At 71.0% G+C, this 17,809-nt stretch carries 14 protein-coding genes and 1 pseudogene; 6 read left to right on the top strand and 9 right to left on the bottom strand.

From position 1 onward, the window contains the following. Nucleotides 1–219: 219 nt before the first annotated feature. On the bottom strand, nt 220–759 hold the full coding sequence (locus C3486_RS28535; RefSeq protein WP_103835657.1) for a GNAT family N-acetyltransferase: 540 nt from the start codon (nt 757–759) through the stop codon (nt 220–222). Nucleotides 760–1,450: 691 nt separating this feature from the next. Next, nucleotides 1,451–3,853 carry a hypothetical protein gene (locus tag C3486_RS28530; RefSeq protein ID WP_146075078.1) on the bottom strand — a complete coding sequence of 801 codons (2,403 nt, stop codon included), beginning with the start codon at nt 3,851–3,853 and terminating at the stop codon, nt 1,451–1,453. 204 nt (nt 3,854–4,057) lie between these two features. Between C3486_RS28530 and C3486_RS28525 the strand changes: the two genes are divergently transcribed. Further along, on the top strand, nt 4,058–4,603 hold the full coding sequence (locus tag C3486_RS28525; protein WP_103835655.1) for a hypothetical protein: 546 nt from the start codon (nt 4,058–4,060) through the stop codon (nt 4,601–4,603). Between the two features lie 304 nt (nt 4,604–4,907). On the opposite strand, the gene C3486_RS28520 is transcribed toward C3486_RS28525, so the two are convergent. After that, entirely contained in the window at nt 4,908–5,147 is a 240-nt protein-coding gene (locus C3486_RS28520) for a hypothetical protein (protein ID WP_103835654.1), read from the bottom strand. Nucleotides 5,148–5,366: 219 nt separating this feature from the next. Between C3486_RS28520 and C3486_RS38625 the strand changes: the two genes are divergently transcribed. Beyond that, a complete protein-coding gene (locus tag C3486_RS38625) occupies nt 5,367–6,092 on the top strand; it encodes a hypothetical protein (RefSeq protein WP_308461272.1) in 726 nt (241 codons plus the stop codon). Here C3486_RS38625 and C3486_RS38295 read toward each other — a convergent pair. From C3486_RS38295 to C3486_RS28500, 4 genes and pseudogenes are all read right to left on the bottom strand, one after another. Further along, nucleotides 6,055–6,359, bottom strand: a pseudogene (locus C3486_RS38295) (toxin Doc). The gene C3486_RS38625 and the pseudogene C3486_RS38295 overlap by 38 nt on opposite strands. 570 nt (nt 6,360–6,929) lie before the next feature. Beyond that, on the bottom strand, nt 6,930–7,070 hold the full coding sequence (locus tag C3486_RS37535) for a hypothetical protein (protein ID WP_181138736.1): 141 nt from the start codon (nt 7,068–7,070) through the stop codon (nt 6,930–6,932). Nucleotides 7,071–7,683: 613 nt separating this feature from the next. Then, a complete protein-coding gene (locus C3486_RS37530; protein ID WP_181138735.1) occupies nt 7,684–7,821 on the bottom strand; it encodes a hypothetical protein in 138 nt (45 codons plus the stop codon). 520 nt (nt 7,822–8,341) lie between these two features. Continuing rightward, nucleotides 8,342–9,661 (bottom strand): phytase, encoded by a 1,320-nt coding sequence (locus tag C3486_RS28500; protein WP_103835653.1) that lies wholly within the window; start codon nt 9,659–9,661, stop codon nt 8,342–8,344. Between the two features lie 355 nt (nt 9,662–10,016). On the opposite strand from C3486_RS28500, the gene C3486_RS28495 reads away from it, so the two are divergent. The 3 genes from C3486_RS28495 to C3486_RS28485 are packed head-to-tail and all read left to right on the top strand — an operon-like array spanning nt 10,017 to nt 13,086. Then, a complete protein-coding gene (locus C3486_RS28495) occupies nt 10,017–10,400 on the top strand; it encodes a hypothetical protein (protein WP_103835652.1) in 384 nt (127 codons plus the stop codon). Between the two features lie 16 nt (nt 10,401–10,416). Further along, nucleotides 10,417–12,525, top strand: a complete 2,109-nt coding sequence (locus tag C3486_RS28490) for a helix-turn-helix transcriptional regulator (protein WP_103835651.1) — start codon at nt 10,417–10,419, stop codon at nt 12,523–12,525. 3 nt (nt 12,526–12,528) lie between these two features. Continuing rightward, the gene (locus tag C3486_RS28485) at nt 12,529–13,086 is read left to right on the top strand and encodes a helix-turn-helix transcriptional regulator (protein WP_103835650.1); all 558 of its coding nucleotides are present in this window, start codon (nt 12,529–12,531) and stop codon (nt 13,084–13,086) included. A gap of 622 nt (nt 13,087–13,708) precedes the next feature. On the opposite strand, the gene C3486_RS28475 is transcribed toward C3486_RS28485, so the two are convergent. Then, a complete protein-coding gene (locus tag C3486_RS28475) occupies nt 13,709–15,646 on the bottom strand; it encodes an AfsR/SARP family transcriptional regulator (RefSeq protein WP_103835671.1) in 1,938 nt (645 codons plus the stop codon). Between the two features lie 136 nt (nt 15,647–15,782). On the opposite strand from C3486_RS28475, the gene C3486_RS28470 reads away from it, so the two are divergent. Further along, on the top strand, nt 15,783–16,661 hold the full coding sequence (locus C3486_RS28470) for an alpha/beta fold hydrolase (protein ID WP_103835649.1): 879 nt from the start codon (nt 15,783–15,785) through the stop codon (nt 16,659–16,661). Nucleotides 16,662–17,024: 363 nt separating this feature from the next. Here C3486_RS28470 and C3486_RS28465 read toward each other — a convergent pair. Then, nucleotides 17,025–17,809: DUF1963 domain-containing protein (locus tag C3486_RS28465; RefSeq protein ID WP_103835648.1), on the bottom strand; the 785-nt coding region annotated here is incomplete at its 5' end.

The following is a 17,809-nucleotide window of genomic DNA, read 5'->3' as shown; positions in this document are numbered from 1 at the left end:
TTCTGCTGGACGTGCGGGGATCCCTTCGAGCGGGCTGTCTGCAGACCTGATGACACGGCGAAGAGACACGGCACACCGCTACGGGAAGGCCGCGGCAGAGCGAGCGGTGTGACGAAGCCAAAGGAGAAGCGGGCGTGCGGCCCCTGCGTGAGGAACGCGCGGGGAGACAAGGTCCCAGCAGTGCTGCGGCGTTGCGGATCCGCGCTGTCGAACGCGCGCTCAGGTGGCCGGCGTGACCGGAAGCCGCAGGCCGAGCCACTGCTCGGCGTCCCAGGCCCGGAACCGCTCCACCTCGGTGAACCCCAGCTTCGCCGCCAGGCGCATCGAGCGAGCGTTGGCGGTCTGGGTGGTGAGCACCACCGGCTCGCCGGGAAGGGCGACGTCGAACCAGTCGAGCGCCGCCGCGCACGCCTCGGCGGCGTACCCGCATCCCCACGCTCGCGGCAGGAAGAGGTAGCCGAGATCGGCCTTCCCCATCGCAGCCGGGCGGTGGTGCTCCGTTGCTCTCCTGAGCAGGACCTGGCCGATCATCGCCCCGTCGAGGGCAACGACGAAACTCCCCGGCCGCCGCCCGGGCACCTCGGGCATCTCGCGCTCGAGCTCATCCCGCGGGCGGGGGCCGCCGAGGTAGGTGTGCACCTCCGGCGAGGCCAGTAGCTCGATGAACGCCGCGCGGTCCCGGGCCTCGGCCGCACGGAGCACGAGCCTGTCGGTCCTGATCGGGGCGGGTGGCCAGGTGACGGATCCAAGGTCGGTCATGCCGGCCAGGCAAGCAGCAGGCTCGGCAGGGATCAAGACCTCAGGCGCGGCGGGGTATGGCTTTATGACGGAGGGCCGGAGCCGTTTCCGTATGGCTTCGGGAAGCCACTGCTGTCCCTGGGGCGCGGTGTCGATGTGGTTTGGCACCACGCAGGGATTGCGGTGGAACGGTAAGGCGTGCGGCCGCCGCAGGTGGCCACGCGCGTGCCGAGCGCGCACGACCGGGTGGCGACGATACGGAGTTCCTCGCCCTTGCCCTCGCCCTGGCCCCCGTCCTCGGCGTAGGCGAAGACGCAGGCCAGTGTCCGCAGCCGATGACCGGGCCGCCGGGAGACGGCAAAGCCACGCAGCGGAGACAGCAAGGCCACGCAGCGCCAGCAGGAGACGGGCCTCGTTGATCGCGCGGGTGACGGTGGCCGACTGACCCCGTGCAGCTCGGCCGGCGCCGCGTGAGGCAACCGAGGACCGTAACCACAAAGCCGCTGCCGTCCTCCACGCCTGCATGGCGTGTACGGCCACTTGTTTCCGGTTCGACCATCCGCCGGCCGCGGTGGGCATCCGGACTACGTCATCGCCGAAGAGGACGACTGGTCGGACCGCGGCGGTCCGGAGCCATGCGAAGAGGCCCCTCCCCAGCGCAAGGACCAGGGAGGGGAGGGGCCTCTTTGTGTAGCTGTCGCTACGGGGGGGCTCAGCTGGTGCTGGTGTCCGCCTTACGGCGGCGCATCCACCACGTCAGCGCTGCGCCTGCCGCGACGGCAGCGGCGGCGATGGCGCTGATCAGGCCGACCGGAATGTCCGAGCCGGTGTCGGCGAGGTCGCCGTGCGGGTCCTTCGCTGGGGGCTGAGCGGGCTTACCGGTGTCACCGGAGCCCGGGGTCGTGGGATCCGGCGCCGGAGTCGACGGGGTGTCGGTCGGCGTCGGCTTTCCCGTGTCCGTGGGGGTCGGCGTGGGGGTGGGGTCGGGCTTGCCGTCGTCGCTCTTCACAGCCCCGCTCCCACCGAGGAACGTCACATCGGCATCCCGCGCGGAGGTCTGCGCCCGCACGCTGTCCTTCGTGGTCTGGGGCAGGCGCCGGTGCTGGAGCTGGAATTCCGCGGAGGTGATGTTGCGCTTGGGGGCCTTGGAGAAGTCGACGCCGCCGACGAAGAAGGTGTAGATGCGCCCGTCGCCGAGAGGCCATTCGTAGGTGAAGTCGCCCTCGGTGAAGGACTTCACCATCTCCTTCCATACGGTCCGCTTGTCCCAGTCGGCGTTCTCACCCCGCAGCGGCCACCGCTTGAGGTTGTTGCTGTCGATGATGGGCCGGAAGTCGGTGGCCTTCTTGGCGTCCTGCTGCCGGATCCACTCGGCGGCCACCCGGGACTTGTAGACGCGGCGCAGGTCGGCGTACTTCTTGTCGGTGTTGATCTGCTTCTCCACGTGCGGAACGAGGTAGCGGGTGATCAGCTGGTGGCTGCGCTCCTTCTCCGCCTTGGTGAGTTTCTTCGAGCAGTCCTCGCCCTGCACGGGGGTGTCGAAGTCCATCGCCGCATGGTTGACCTTCAGCGGGGCGTCGAGGATGTAGATGCCGCCGTCCTGCTCGCGGACCTTCGCCCGGCCCGGAACGATCCAGTTGCGGCCGGACCCCCAGCACGGCACCCCGTCAACCTTGGGGGCGGCGTTCATGAACTCCTTGCCGGGAGACTTCTTGGGGTCCATGGCACGGGAGAAGTCGCGCTTCATCTCCATGTCGGCTTCGAGGAGGACGCGTCCGGTGTCGGTCTCCCCGAACGCCTTGTCCATGATCTTGTCCGGCTGATCCGGATTCAGATTCACCCACTGCCTGTCGGGGGTGAGGGCCAGCCACGTGAACAGGGCGTCCGAGGCCAGCTCAAGCTTCGCTTGCCCGCCCCAGCCGGGATTGTTGTCCTCGTCCGGCATGAAGTCGGCCTTCATGCTGTAGTCCAGCGCCTTGCCCTTGACGGGGTTGCCGACGTACTGGAGTTCCAAGGTGGAGAAGTCGACGCCGCCGGGGCCGCGGCCCAGGACGCCGCGGGTGTTCATCTGGTTGTGCTGGTTCTGAATCTGACGCGCCTGCGCCGGGTTCTTCCCGGAGCCGTAGGCGATGGAGTTGATCGGGCCCTGGGTGCCGGTGTTCGGCCGCGGATTGAACACCGGGTAGGTCTTGGTGTACTTCGTCTGCGGCCACAGCCCCTTCGCCGTCGCCCGCCGCTCCGCGATCCGGATCGGGTTGTAGCCCGCCCCTCGTTCGGTGCGGAGCTTGGTGTTCTCCGCCTTGTATTCCTTGGTGGTGGCCCCGTTGGGCTTCTCTCCGGCGAACATGGTGAACTTCGACTTCGTGAAGTCGAATTTCGCGTCCTTGTGGCGAAGGATGATCTTGTCGTTCTTGAACTGGTCGGGCTTCCGCTTGCCGTCGGCCTTGAACTCACCCAGATCGCCGGTGCGCTGGTTGTAGGCGTCGTAACGCCGGGAGGCGATCTTGTTGCCGTCCTTGTCGAAGATCTCGACCTTTACTTCGCACTGCCAGTCCGGGCCGACGAGGTTGAAGTTCTGGACGGTCTTCCGCTCGAAGACGCCGCCCTTCTCCCGGGAGTGCTGGGCGCCGATCAGGTTCTGCGGCACCCACTTTTTGAACGACTTCGGGGACGGCTTGCCCTGGAGGTAGCGGGCGTAGCGGGCCCAGATGGCACGCTTCATGTCCTCGGGGTTCTTCGACGCCCGGTAGGCGGCATCCCACTTCTTGACGTCAGCGTCGGTGTTGCCGACGCTGTTCAGGTCGGCGCGGGTAGGCGCGGGAACGTCTTCGAAGCCCTTGAACTCGAGGTTGAAGTAGTACTCCTCATCCGGACCGCCCTTGACCCAATGGTGTTGGCCGGTGGGAGCTCCGGAATTGTTCGGGGTGCGGGAGAACCTCTTGCCGAGGTGCATTTCGTCGCACCGTCCGCCGGATGTGACCTTGGCGTAATCGCCGGGCGCTGCATTCGCGGTGGCGGGCAGGCCGACGAGCATCATCCCGGCCGCCGAGGCGACCGCGAGACAGGAAGCCAGGCGGCGTCGGAGCCGGACCCGGATGGGTATCTGTGTTCTCATGCGTGTCCCTGGTCGTGGGGGCCACGGGACTCAGATGGCGCGGTGGCGGCGGCGGGTTGGGCCCCCGTTTCAGCTCCTCGCCGGCCGCCGGCCAACACAATAGAGGCTGCCAACGCCTCGCGTGCAGAGGTTTGTTGAGCGGGGCGGGCGTGACGTGTCAGCACTGCAGTGGCGGCGTCAGCGGAATCTACTACCGTCGGCGGTATGACTGGACCTGACGAGACCTACGACCCGACCCGGCACCCCGACCTGCTCAGGTGGATGGGCGAGCGCCGGGACGCCCACGAAAGGTGGGCCGAACAGACCACCTTCGCCGGCGTGCTGGACTTCACCCCGGCCTCCCTGCGGATTCTGGACGACCTGATCCGGGAAACCGCGAACAGCATGGAGGAGCTCACCGACCAGCGCATGACGCCCTTCATTCAGGGCGCGATCTGGTACGTGGGGGAGGTGTTCTGCCGCCACCGAAAGATGGTGTGGAAGTACATCCCCGACATCGTCAGCGGGGAGCTTGAGCCGTTCTTCAACGCGGCCGGGGAGACCTCCGCGCTCGATCACCCCTGCGTCGGCGCCCCCGACGACCCGGAAAGCTACCTGTACCCGCTGAACATGCTCCGCCGGATCCTCCTCACTGAGGACGAGGTCGGCAACCCAGTCGGAGAAACGCTGCCGTCGATCTTCGCCAACCCCTTCGACGAGGACGACGAAGACGACGGCGAGGAGCTGGACCCGGTCAGCGGTTGGGAATGACCCCGGCCCGCACGCTGCTGCCGCCCACCCGCGCCGGGACACGGCCCTGATGACGCTCGCCCTCGTCGACCTGTTGGGGCTCGTACTGCTGGGCCAGGCCGGGCCTTGATGGAGCTCGCCGGGTGGGATCCCGCCCAAGCTGCCCCAACGGGATGAGCCGCAGCTGCAGGAGACCAGAATGACCAGCACCCGGTCGATGAGGACAAGCTGGTGATCCGGCCCAGTGCCAGACACACGCCGACGGTCGCAGCCTCGCCGCCCCCCCCGGGAAACGCGGCTCGGGCCAATGGGACGGTGAAACGGGTTATCGGGGCCCTTCTGGCGGGCGGATGAAGGCCCGCCGCAAGTGGTTGCGGGTCTTCGTGTCCTCGGCTGCGTACTGGCGTATGAGCCCGCAGTCACCGCAGGCGAGCGTGATGAGCTCGATGCGCTTGAGGGAGTAGGTGTCCCTGAGTCTGACGAAGATCGAGCCGCCTTGGTGTCGATTGACCTCGATGGGGAAGACCTCGGCCGATCCGCAGTCCGGGCACTGTCCCTGCTTCATGCCTGCATTCATGGCTTCACCCTGTCAGCACGGCTCGTCGCAGTGAAGACGTGACGTCTGCTGTGCCGGATGTGGGGCGAGTGCCTCAATGGCGAAGCCCGCCAACGGAGTAGACCGCGCTGACCTGCGACGATTCCTGAAGGTTCTTGCCGGGAGACGGAGCCTTTGGGCAGCGCGTTCCCCTGACCACTGAAGAGGAAGAGCAACGGCACCTACGCGGTGACCGAGAACCGCGCCAGCGACGACGGCGACCGGATCGCCACCGCGGACAACGACGTGGCAGCGGCCGTCAGCAGGCTGCGTTCGGCCTCGGCCTGGTCGTTCTCGACGGCTGACACGGCCCGTACCGACGTGGACGCCTGGAGCGGTGTGGCCGAGCACGCGGCAGCGGCCGCCGCGTGCGCTGTGCCGCGCGAGGAGCTTGAACAACTGCCGCATCACCCGCGGGTGTGCAGCTGGGGTGGCTGGGGCCACGCTGACCCCTTGGCTCTGGTCCGGGGCCGGCGGGCAGCCAGTACTGTCGTTCTCGTGCCCCGCAAGCCGAAGAAGCCCCGCCGTTTGATCGCCGCGGGATATGCGTACCTCTGGACCGTCCGCCACCGCCATGTCGTGCCGGGCATTGGCGGGCCCGCGGGGTGCCGCCAGATCCTTACGCTGTACCCGCAGCCGAAGAAGACCGGTGGCGCGCTGCGCATCGTCTTCATCGAGGGCCCGGGCCGGTATGTCCCGGGCGGGGCCCCGCTGGGCTCCGGAGACGTGGGATACGTGAAGGGCCCCTCGCTGAACTTGCACGAACCCGGCGCGGTCCGCGCGCTGCTGGAGGCGGCCGCGGCCCGTGGCTGGCAGCCCGGAGAACGGCGGACGGCGGAGTTCGATGGCTGGTCCCTGCTGGAGGCGGCCGCAGGTGTCAGGGCGGCCAGGCCCGGAGCCGGTCGGCCGCGGTGAAGACATCGCAGGCTCCGGCGAGCAGCACCTGGGCAAGGGTGACGGGCTCGCCGTAGGGCGGATCGATGCCTTGGCCGGAGGCGTGCATGTAGGCCAGGTGATCGCGCAGGCGTAGCGGACGTTGTACGCCGGCAGGGGCTTGAGCAGCAGGAGGGTTTGGTAGAGAGCGGCCGCGCGCCAGGCCGGATCGGAATGCCCGCCGAGGCGGGGCGGGTCGACGCGGTGACGGGCTACGGCGGCCACCAAGGCAGAGAAGTCGGAGACCATGGTCTGCTCGGGCAGTGCCGCCTCGTACTGTTGGAGCAGTCAGCCGCATGCCGGCCGTGAGAGACCGACGTGCTGAGAAGATCGGTTCGCACCGGCCGGAGCGCCGTGGGCGGTGAACGGCGATTGTCAGTGGGAGCGGGTACAGTGCCCGCGCGCCTCTGCGTGCGGTCGGTTCTGTCCGTTTGCACGCAGTCTTCACCAGCAAATCCCCCCAAATTCGGCCGCGCGGGTGTGCTTCCGGTCACCCTTTGGGGTTGTGAAGTGTGTCACCCTGGGGAGATCAAAGGGCGGTCAACCTGGGGTGTTGCCGCATAAGCCGGGCCGAAGGGGGCAGATCAACATGTGGCCAGACGGTGCACAACTACAGCACCGCAAGGCAAGATGGGGGCATCGCCGGAACCGAGTGTGATCGTCGCCACAATGACGGCTTTCGCCTTGCGTACGCGGCGGTAACCGCATTCGGGAAATGCGGAAGGCCCCACCCGAAGCCGGCCAAGCGTCCTGGTGAGGCCCTCCCTCAGCACTTCCGTCTGCAGCGCGGCCCCGACCGTTAGGTCGGGGCTCTTCGCGTTACAGCGACCAGTGGTCCCACGCGATCTTGTAGATCACGTAGAGCACCGGCCCCAGCCAGCGGACCGCCTTTCTGTGCGGCGGCACCCGCTTGCTGCAGCAGCGGCAGTGCCCCTCCGGCTCGTCTACTTGCTCGGCCATCGGGATCCATCACCCCCTCTCCGTGCGACCTGCGGATTTCGCAGGCCGGTGGGTGGGCCCACAACCTTCGTGGGCTCCCGGGGAGGCACGAGTGTTCGCGAGCCCCAGGGGTGACTGATTGCAGAGCAGAGTACCCCCACGCTGCGTTATCCGTGGTGTCACCAACTCCGCCTCGCAGCACAGGGGGTGCGGCACTGCGTACCCCTTCGGGTGTCTGCCTTATGCACGGATCCTCAACTACGGGCAGGGATGGCACTCTTAGCTGCAGCAACCCCCGCCGATGCGTGCGGAACGGAGTACCAGTTCCCTCCAGGGGAGTCGCCAATGTCACACAGGAGGGTCGGATTCCAGATGAACCGCCAACTCTGAACGCCTGTATTCGTGCGGCTAATTGACAAACTTTTTGCCGGGAAGCTCGTGCAGGAGTCGTCGGCTGACCTGGGCGACTGCGGTGTGCGAGCTGTTGCCCACGCTCCGGCGTCGAAGACCATAGTGCCGACGCCGCCCTCGTCGTGCTCGATACTCGTCGCGGCGCAACGGCCTTTTCGGCGCTGCGCGTAGCTGTTGCAATTTGCGCTTGCTGTGGCAGATGAGGCTCATGTGACGAGCAGTGCTACTGCAGAGTGCGGAGGTGTGCGTGCCGCGCGGTGACCAGCGAGCGCCACCGCTCGCGGGTGCCCCGCTCACCGTCGACCCACTGGGCAGGCGAGGCGGAACCGGGCGGCAGCGGCAGGCCGGCAGCGATGGCCATGTCCACCCCGCGCCGTGCACGCCGACCGAGCACCTGTGGTGGGGCGACGGCTGGGGCGACCGGGCCGGCGAGGCCGCGGCCATTGTCGATCAGCTCCTGAACAACCTCGGCGCCGCCGTCGACCTGCACGAGCACTGGAATGCGCCCACGGGCCTGACCACTCTGTTCAACGAGGAACACAGCACAGGCACCGAACTCACCCGCGCCACCCTGCTCCACGCCCGCATGACCCTGCCGCGCACGCGCTGCCCCCCCTTCCACTTCCCGGGCGAAGGCCGTCGGGCCGGCTGCCTTCGCGCATACCGCAGGCGCTCTCCACCGGAGCGCGCCGAATGGGGCAGGCACGGGGGCCGGGGGAGGGGCTCCCTTGTCCTGCCGCTCAGCCCAGGGCGAGTGTGAACGCAGTTGCGCGCAGACGGGCCGCCGGGGTGCTTGCGTGCGGCCGGAGCCCAGAGTGTCCCGCCTCGGCCGGGCGGGGCGGGCCTGCCTCCCCGCCCGGCGTGGTGCGTGGGTCCGTGCGTCAGTCGTCGAGCGCTGTCATGACGTCGGCGAGATCCACGAACTTGAAATCGGTGGCCTTGCGGTCGGCATCCGCCGGCGCGTCGTGGCCGTCCTGGACGACGAGCAGGCCGTGCGGGTACCTCTTGCCCAGAGGGGCGTTGAGTACGGCGGCGCCGTCGCACTCCTCGGAGCCGTCGAGGCTCGCCGAGGCGGCGGTGACGCGGAATCCGCCCTCGTACTCGTTGTCGTCGCTCAGCTCGCGGTCGTAGGCGGCGAAGGTGTTGTCGCCCTGGCTGGAAGCGAGCAGGTAGCCGTCACCGTCGTCCTGGGTGAGCAGCGTCAGCCCCTCGACGTCGGCCGTGAGCCGGGTGCCGCCGTAACCGGGGTCGGCGCCCAGGACGCACTCCTCGGTCCCCTTGTCGTACTCACCGGGGATGCCGTACTCGCGCACCTTGTCGACGAGGTGGGGCGAGCCGGTGAGATCGGCCCGCATCCGCCAGGTCCCGACGTCCTCCTGGCCGGCATAGAGGGTGCCGGTGGCCGGGTCGACCGCCATGCCCTCGACCTGGGGCAGCTCGCCGGGCTCGGCACAGGGCGTCCATGAACTGCCGTTGGGGAGCCGGAAGGTGGACGGCAGGTCCAGGGTGCGCACCTTGTGGTACCCGACCTTGCCGCCGGGCGCCGCGGTCAGTTCGAGCAGGGCGAGCGTGGTGCGGTTGCGTCGGCTGACCAGCGCGTAGGACCGCCCGGTGGCTGTGTCGGTCCAGGTGGTGAGGCCGTAAGCGGTCTGCTGCTCGTTGATCTCGTCCTGGTCGGCGGAGAACACGTGCGGCACGTCGGGGGCGGTGACGTCGGTGAGCGGGCCGCCTTGCCGGTCGCGGTCGATGCGGTAGATCCGCAGTGTGTCGCGGCCGCGGTCGCTGGCCACCGCCAGGTCGGCCCGGCCGGACGACAGGCGCAGGCCGGGCACGAGGTCCACGTTGTTGAAGCGGCCCGGGGCGTCGTCGGGCCTCGGCGCGGGCGGTGCCGGCAGGGATTGCACGGGCCGGGCTTCGAGGTCGTAGACCCGGAGCCCGCCCTGCTTGGCCGTGGCGATCACCAGGCTGCGGCCGGGGTCGGCGGCGTTCCGCCAGATCGCCGGGTCGTCCGCGTCGGCGTCTCCGCCCGCCTCGTCGTCGTACAGCGCGGGCGTCTCGGCCCGCGGGCTCACCGCGGGCAGGGCGCCGGTACTCCGGCTGCCGGCCTCGGCGGGTACGGCCGCCGTGAGGGTGGTGAGGACCACCCCGACTAACAAGGTGATCGGCCTGACGGACCGGCGGGTGCTCAGTCGTCTGTACATGCGAACGCTCCTCGGCGTGGGGGGTGGACAAATTCCGCGGCGAGTCTCGGACTTGGGGGTGTCCTTGACGTGAACGCAGCATGGGCCACGGCCCGGCCGGAGCGTGATCACACGGTGAACCGATGACGCGGTAGTCCATGAGAAGGAATTCGCCGCCTAACCGGGACGAGAACACCAGGGACACCTTCCGGCCGGAATCCGGCCGCGCTACGGCGCCGTACGCCGCGACGGCGTTGCGCCCATCCGCTGACTCGTCCGCCACGCTGCACCCCGCACGGCCGGCCCTCAACAGCTTGTCGTCGAACAATGAAACAACAACTTGTTGTTGCATTGTTCGATGTCATAAGGTGGCCGCATGGCACGTGATGCTCGGGACGGGGCCCGCGAACGACTGTCCGCACTGGCCGGCGACCCTGCCCTTCAGGAGACCGAGGCGCGCCGCCTGGAGCACGACGCCGCCCTGCTCCACCGGCTGCTCACGGCCGTTGGCCACCAGCCCGGCGGCGGGCCGGCTCCCGATGTGACTCCGGATGATCTCGGTGCGGCGCTCAGCCTGTTCGAGGACATGCGCAGTCAGCTGGACCGGCTGGAGACCCAGGTAATCATCGAAGCCCGGCGTCGCGGCCTGGACTGGCGGCAGATCGCCCAGTACCAGGGCATGAAATCCTCCCAGGCGGCCTCGCAGCGCTACCAACGGCTGATGACCCGGCTCGAAGAGATCCGCCAAGGTGTCCGGTAGGAGTAGGGGAGTACCGATGAACCACCAGCCCGAGGAACTCTTCTCCGCCATCGACTCTCTCCTGGCCGCCGTCGACGAGGGCACCGTGCTGCCCGCCCCGCCCGAACGGGTCCGGCTGCGGGAGGCCGCCGGGCTCACCCAGGCCGCCGTCGCCCAGGCCCTCGGCGCACGCGTACACAGCGTCCAGGCCTGGGAAGCAGGCCGCGCCGAACCCAAAGCCGAACGACTGGAGGCCTACCGCAGACTCCTCGACGGCCTCGCCCAGCGCTACCCCGCCCCCGCCACGCCCCCCGCCCCCCAGCCGACAACCCGGCCCGAACCACCGGCACCCGCCCCCACTCCGACAAACGCCGCCGCCGTCGCCCGTCCGGAGAACAACACGGCCACCAGCACGGCCAGGACACCGTCGTCGCGGCGGCCGGCCGCGAAGAAGGCGGCGCCGAAGAAGCCCGCCCCGGCCGCGGCCGCCGATCCGCGCTTCCCGCACGGTCCGCTGGCGGTCCTGGACGGCGACGGCACCGCCTACTGCGCCGACGGCCTGATGCTGGAGTGCCCGGCCAAGACCGTGCCGGCCCTGGTGGAATGGACGCTGAAGGAGTCCGGGCTCGGTGCGCCGCGGCTGCACCGCCACGGCAAGGACGCCGACCCACTGATCGCGCTGACCGCATCGGCCGCCGTCCGCCTCGGTCTGCCCGAGCGCCTGGAAGGCCCCGAAGCCCGCCGCTCGCTGCGCCTGCCCGAGGACCACCCCGTGGTCAAGCAGCTCACCCGCGCGAAGTGGAAGCTGACCCAGCGCGGCTTCGGCCCGTGGCCCCGCATCTACCGCCCCGCGCAGGCCGGCCAGCGCCAGTGCGTGCAGCTGGCCATGCTGTCCTGGGACGCCCTGGATACCCGCGCCTGGCCCGGCGCCGACGACCTGCCGCCGGCCGAACTCGCCCGCGTGCTCGGCACCTACGCCACCCGCGTGCTCACCCCGCGCGGCTCCACCGCCGTCTCCGGCCTGGAGCTGATGACGGCGCTGCGCCCGCCGACCCGCCCGGTGAAGGACACCGCGACCGGCGCCTGGGTGTCCGGTCCGAACCCCGGCGCGCTGACCGCCCCGGTCGACCCGGCGCCGCCGGAGGCCACCACCGAACACCCGGTCGCTCAGGGCTGGACCGGTGGCTTCCTGGACGAGGAGGCGTACCAGTGGGTCCGCGACGTACCGCTGCTCTCGGATGAGGAGTGCCTGCTGCCGCACGCGGTGGGCCTGGACATCAACACCGCCTTCCTCGCCGCCGCGGCCCGCCTGAGCGTCGGCCTGGGCGAACCCGTCCACGCCGACCGGCCGGCGTTCGACAAGAAGATCCCCGGCAGCTGGTACGTGGACCTTTCCCACATCGAGCTGGACCCGCGCCTGCCCAGCCCGTTCACGCCGTCCGGCCGCCGGCCCGACGGCCCGGCCTGGTACGCCACCCCGACCGTCGCCTACGCGGCCGAACTCGGCTACGACGTCACCCCCATCGAGGCCTACCTGCGGCGGGAGACCGGCCCGTACCTGGACCCCTGGCACGACCGCCTGAAGACCGCCTACGTCGACACCCTCGCCGACCTCGGTGTCACAGGCGACCTGGACGCCGAAGCGTTCCTCGCCGCCATGGAGCACCACAAGCAGACCGACCCGGGCCTGGCAGCGGTGCTTGCGGCCATCAAGGCCACGGTCAAGGGCGGCATCGGCAAGCTGCGCGAGCGCCCGCAGGGCCGTCACTACCGCGACGGGGAGCGCTGGCCCGCCCTGGAACGGCCCACCTGGCGCCCCGACATCCGCGCCGCGGTGATCTCCAAGGCGCGGGTGAACATGCACCGCAAGATGCGCAAGACCGCCGAAGCCACCGGCCTGTACCCGCTCGCAGTGCTGTCGGACTGCGTGGTCTACCCCAGCCCCGGCCCGAGCCCGCTGGACTTCCTGCCGCGTGACACCGACGGCAAGCCGTACCCCGGCTCCTTCCGCCTCGGCCCCACGCCCGGCCTGGCCAAGGTCGAAGGCGTGCAGACCATGGCGTGGGCGGTGGACCTGATGGAGCAGGGCTACAACCCGGCCCGCCACATCAAGGGCGGCGACGCCGTCCTGGACGAAGGGGAGTAGCCCGTGGGGGACATCGAGGACGCCCTGGAGCGCGCCGACCAGGAGGCCTTCACCCGCCAGCCGCCGAAAACACCGCTCGCCCAGATCCGGCTGCTGGTCCGGGCGGAGAAGGGCTCCACCCGGGCCGTGGCGGCCCGTTTGGGTGTCTCCCAGCGCACGGTGGAGCGCTACCTGGCCGGGCAGCGCAAGACGCCGCAGAAGCGCCTCGCAGAGGCGCTGCGCCGCGAGGTGCCGAAGGTGTGGCAGCCGCGGGTCCGGCAGCGCCGCCGCAAGCAGGCCGCCACCACCGCCGGCATCACCATCGAAACCCGCGCCCGCTTCGGCTACACCGCGCCCATCGGCACCACTGACGACGGCCGGGTCCGCCGGCTGACCGTCCACCTCCCGCCGGCCTACGCCGCCCGCCTCTTCGACGCCCAGCAACAGGGCGCGAGCGACCAGCAGCTGCGCGGCATCGTCGCCGAGGGCTTGCAGGAGATCTATTTCAAGGACGGCGGCCGCCGGGCTAATGACCTCGAAGTGGAATTCACCGACATCGACTACATCGACGTGTCGTTCTAATGAGTCTGAACAGAGGGTAGTTGTCATACGGGCAGGCTTGTTGTCACCGGCGTAGTGGGGTACGCGGGTGGGTCAGCTCATGTGTGCAGGAGAGCAGGCCCGCCGTGGCCGCGTCGTAGACCGTCGCGTTCTCGTGTCCGATGTACGCGGATACCGAGCCGAGGAGGAGGACCGAGGGCTGCTGGGAGAGGAGCGGCCGCAGGTCCCCGATCGGAGGGGCGGTGATTTGAGGTTGATCGCGAGGAGCGTGTCGACGGCCTCCTCGGTCCATGCCTCGATCGGGAGGTGGGTGGCGTCGGCGGCGTTGCTCATCAGGGTGTCGGGCTTCGGCCGTTCCTCCCGGAGCCGCGCCGCGAGCGCTGCCTGGCCGGGTGCGTTGCCGGGGTCAGTGTCCGCCGCGCCGGCCGGACAGTGGCTGCCCTGGCGGTCCAGGAGGCCGAGTCGGCGTACGGAGCGCGCCGTCCTCAGCTGGGCATCGACCGGAGCGGCGGATGGCCTCACTTCGGCGGATGTGGCCGGGCCGGTCCGCAGGGCCCGTTTGTCCGGTCGGGTGGTACGGGCAGGTGGGGGAGCCGCAGTTCACCGCCGAGCACCCGGCAAGCGGGGCCCCGGGCGGTGTCGGTCATCTGTTGTCGGCGCATGCCTCCGCCTCCGCCAGGTACCGCGCCACCGGCCCCAGCGTCAGCATTCCGCTCGCGCCGCCGGCGTGTTCGGTGCGGGCGGCGCGCAGGGCCATTGCCGCGCGGGCGGCGACCGGGCGCTCGCCGAGGCGGGCGGCGGCATGGGCGGTCAGGCACCAGAGCGCCTCCTGCATGTGATCAAGGGGTGGTTCGGGCGCCGTGGTCAGGGCGGTACGGGCCTCTTCGGTCCGGTTGCGGGCGAGCAGTACCAAGGGCTGCGTCCAGGGGCGGTAGGGGCCCCAGTCGAGGGCGGGATCGGTGGGCGCGGGGCGGTCGTGCAGGAGACGCAGGCCCAGGAGGGCGAGGGCGAACAGGCCCCGGTGCAGCCCCGGCATGCCCGCTGTTTCGGCGAGGGCGTCTTCGGCGGCGCGGTAGTGCGCCGCGGCCGTGGCGGCGGTCGGCCCGCCCGGTTCGGCACTGCGAGCGGCCGTGGCCCGGGCCCGGAACCAGTCGGTGAGGACGGGGACGAGCAGGGCCTCGGTGCTGACGGCGAACTGCTCGGCTGCCTCGGCGTGTGCGGTGGCGGCGCCGAGGTCGCCGAGAGCGGAGGCGGATTGCAGGCGGATGAGCCGGCCGAGCACGACGAAGTCCGGCAGCTCGTGCCGGGTGGCCAGGTCGAGGATCTCGGTCCCGATCACGTCCCGTGCCGTCGCGAGCCCGGGCCGGGTGAAGGACTGCAGGAACACGCCGTTGAGGGCGAACGCCAGCAGAGCGGGATCGCCCAGCTCCCGGGCCAGCGCCTCGGCCTCGCGCGCCGCCCGCCCGGCGCGCCTTCGTTCGACGGCGGAAAGACCGGCGCTGCGGCTTTCGACGGCGACGGTGGCCAGCAGGCGGGCGCGCAGTTCGGCGGGGCTGTCGGCGCCGAGGGCGGTGAGGGTACGCTCGGCCGCCGCGACGACGGCGCGGGACTGCTCGGGATCGTCGGCCCGGCTCCAGAGGGCGGGCACGTCGTAGGCGCCGATGACGCGGGCGGTCAGGGCGATGTCTCCGGTGCGCTCGGCCGCCTGGACGGCGGCGAGGCGGTCGCGCCGCGAGTGGACGAGGGCGTCACCGCCCGCCAGGGCCAGGGTGCGCGCCAGTTCCACGGTGGTGCGCGGGCCGAGTCGTACGCCGGCCGTCCACACGGTCCGCGGGGGCTGGAGCGTCGTGGCTCCGCGGAGGATGTCCGTCTCCAGGCGCCGGAGGCCGGTACCCGGGTCGAGCCCGAGCTGGTCCACCAGCATCGTGTGGGCGCGGCGCAGGGTGGCCAGCGCGTCCGCCTGACGGCCCGCGCGGTGCAGTGCGCGGGCCAGCAGCCCCCAGGCCGGCTCACGCCAGGGGTGTTCGGCGACGTGGGCGCCCAGCTCGGCGACCAGCTCCGCTCCTGAGCCGGAGTCGAGGAGGAGACCGGCGCGCAGTTCCACCCCCTCCAGCCTCAGCTCCTCCAGCCGGGTCCGTTCGCGCTGGGCCCACGCGGAGCCGGTCACGTCGGCGTAGGCGGGGCCGCGCCAGGCCGCGAGGGCCGCATCGAGGTCGGTCAGCGCATCGGGTGTACGCCGGGCGCGGGCCAGGGCGTCCTCGAACCGGTGGACGTCCACGGTGTCGCGCGGCAGGCGCAACGCGTAGCCGGGGCCTTCCGTGACGAGGACGCGCGGCGGGGTGCGGGGCGGCCGGCCGGGTTCGATGGCGCGGCGCAGCGCGGCGACGAACGTACGCAACGCACCCACGGCCCGCACCGGCGGCTCGGCCCACAGGTCGTCCACGAGGGTGTCGGTGGGGACCATCCGTCCCCCGGCGGCGACGAGCCGGGCGAGCACCTCACGGTGGCGGGGGCCGCCCAGGCCGACCGGGGTGCCGTCGTCACGGAGGGCCCGCACGGCACCGAGTACGTCGATTCGCATGCCCTCCATCTTCCGTGCCGCGGGTCGGCTGCGTCGAAGCGTACTGATCGGCTGCTGATCGCTGTCGTCCACGCTGATCCCGTCAGTCCCCGGACCAAGGCTTTCGCCGGTCCCCGACCCCAGGAAGGGGCCCTTCATGACGCCCGCCATTCCCGGTTTCGACCACGTCCGTCTGCCCGGCGCCGACGGAGTGGAGCTGGCCGCCGCCGTCGGCGGCAGCGGCAGCCCGGTCGTGTTGCTGCACGGCTTTCCGCAGACCCACCTGATGTGGCGGCACGTCGCCGAGCGGCTCGCCGGCGAGCACACGGTGATCTGTCCCGACCTGCGCGGCTACGGTGCGAGCGACAAGCCGGTGGCCACCGGCCCAGAGGTGTACGCCAAGCGCACCATGGCCGCCGATGTCGTCGCCCTGGCGGCGGCGCTCGGGCATGAGCGCTTCGCCCTGGTCGGCCACGACCGGGGCGCCCTGGTCGCCTTCCGGGCGGGACTGGACCATCCCGAGACCCTCACGCACCTGGGCATCCTCGACGTCGTGCCGACCCTGGACACGTGGAACGTCCTGCACGGTGTTACGGCGGCGGTCGGCTACCACCTGTTCCTCATGGCGCAGCCGCCGGGGCTGCCGGAGACGATGATCGCCAACAGCGCCGACGCCTACTTCGGCTCCTTCCTCGACGCCTGGGCCAGGGACCCGGCCGCCATGCCGGAACCGGTCCGGGCCGCGTACCTGCGGGCGAGCGCCGCGGCCGTGCCGTCGATCGTCGCGGACTACCGGGCCTCGGCGGGCATCGACATCACACACGACCAGGCGGACCAGGACGCCGGTTCCCAGCTGGCCATGCCCGTGACGGTCGTCCAGCAGGACTGGGGCGCGCAACTGGGCTACGACGCCGCCGCGGTCTGGCACGCGTGGGCGCCGGACCTGGACCACCGGCTGACCGGCGCGGGGCACTTCATGGCCGAGGAGGCGCCCGACGAGATCACGAAGGCGATCCGCGACCTGCTGCTGCGCTGAGCCGTCCGCCCGGGCCACGGGACGCGGCGGGCGAGCCCCGCGTTCCCGGCGCCGGACCGTTCCCGGCGCCGGACCGGCCCCGCGCTCCGGTGGCCGAGGAACGCCCGCCTCCCTGCGGTCGTGGCCGCTGCCCGGGAAGACCCGGCGCCGCGCATCAGGACGTGGGGAACGCGCCACGGGCCTACGGCTGTATCCCCATACCTCCCACGGGCAGACCGGGTCGGGCCCGGGGACGGCAATGGGTTCCGGGCAGATCGATCGTCACGGTGGGAGCGATCGGCACGGTGACGACACGGACCGGGTGGGCAAGGCGGGGAGGGGCGCCGATGAGCGCCGGGGAGTCGACGCCCCGGCCCGCGCGGTTCAGGCCATTTCGACGTAGCGGTGGACCCGGTCGAAGCGCCGGGCCGCCACGTCCCGGCGGCGGATCACCCAATGGGCGACGCCGGAGTCCAGTTCCGTGACGTCGTCGCCGCACCTCCAGGTGGCCAGGAGCGCCCAGTCGTCGGGGCCCTCTCCGTGGGCCGCACCGCTCTGCTCGGAGGGGCCGGCGTCCTCGGGACCGCGGGCGTAGTGGACGGGGTCGTTCTGGGGCGAGACCGGATGGCCGCCGATCTGCAGGGCCCAGGAAGGGCGGTAGCCGCCCCCGTCCGCCCAGGCGTCGGCGAGTTCGTCGGCGAGTTCGAACTGCTCGTCCTCGGGGAAGTCGCCCCATCTGTCGAGGGCGAAGCTCTCCGGCATCGGCGCGCTCGGCTGGTGCCAGACCGTGCGGAGCTCACGCGGCCGGTACGGCTCGCGCCGGCTGTGTTCGAGGGGGCTCGGTGGTGTCGGGGTCCCGGCGGGGACGTACAGCACCGCGTCGGACACCTGTCCTCCGATGCCGTGCACATCGGTGCCGGAGAAGAGGAGCAGGTGGCCGTCGGCGGGGAGCGGAAGGCCGGCGGCGCCCGGCGGGAGAGCCGCGAGGTCGACGGAGGCCACGAAGGGGTCGGACGGCCTCGGCACGCCGTGCGGCAGCAGGGGGTCGCCGCCGACCCGGGCCACGAGGGGGCCGTTACCGCCCTCCGCCAAGTACACCGCCGGACGGGCGACGCGTATCCACTCCTCCACCTCCTCCGACGGCAGTCCCCGGGATGCCGCCTCGGCCC

Origin of the sequence: Streptomyces sp. Ru73 (assembly GCF_002920575.1) — a bacterium.
Taxonomy (GTDB): Bacteria; Actinomycetota; Actinomycetes; order Streptomycetales; family Streptomycetaceae; genus Streptomyces.
This window is presented reverse-complemented; position numbering and strand designations above follow the sequence as displayed.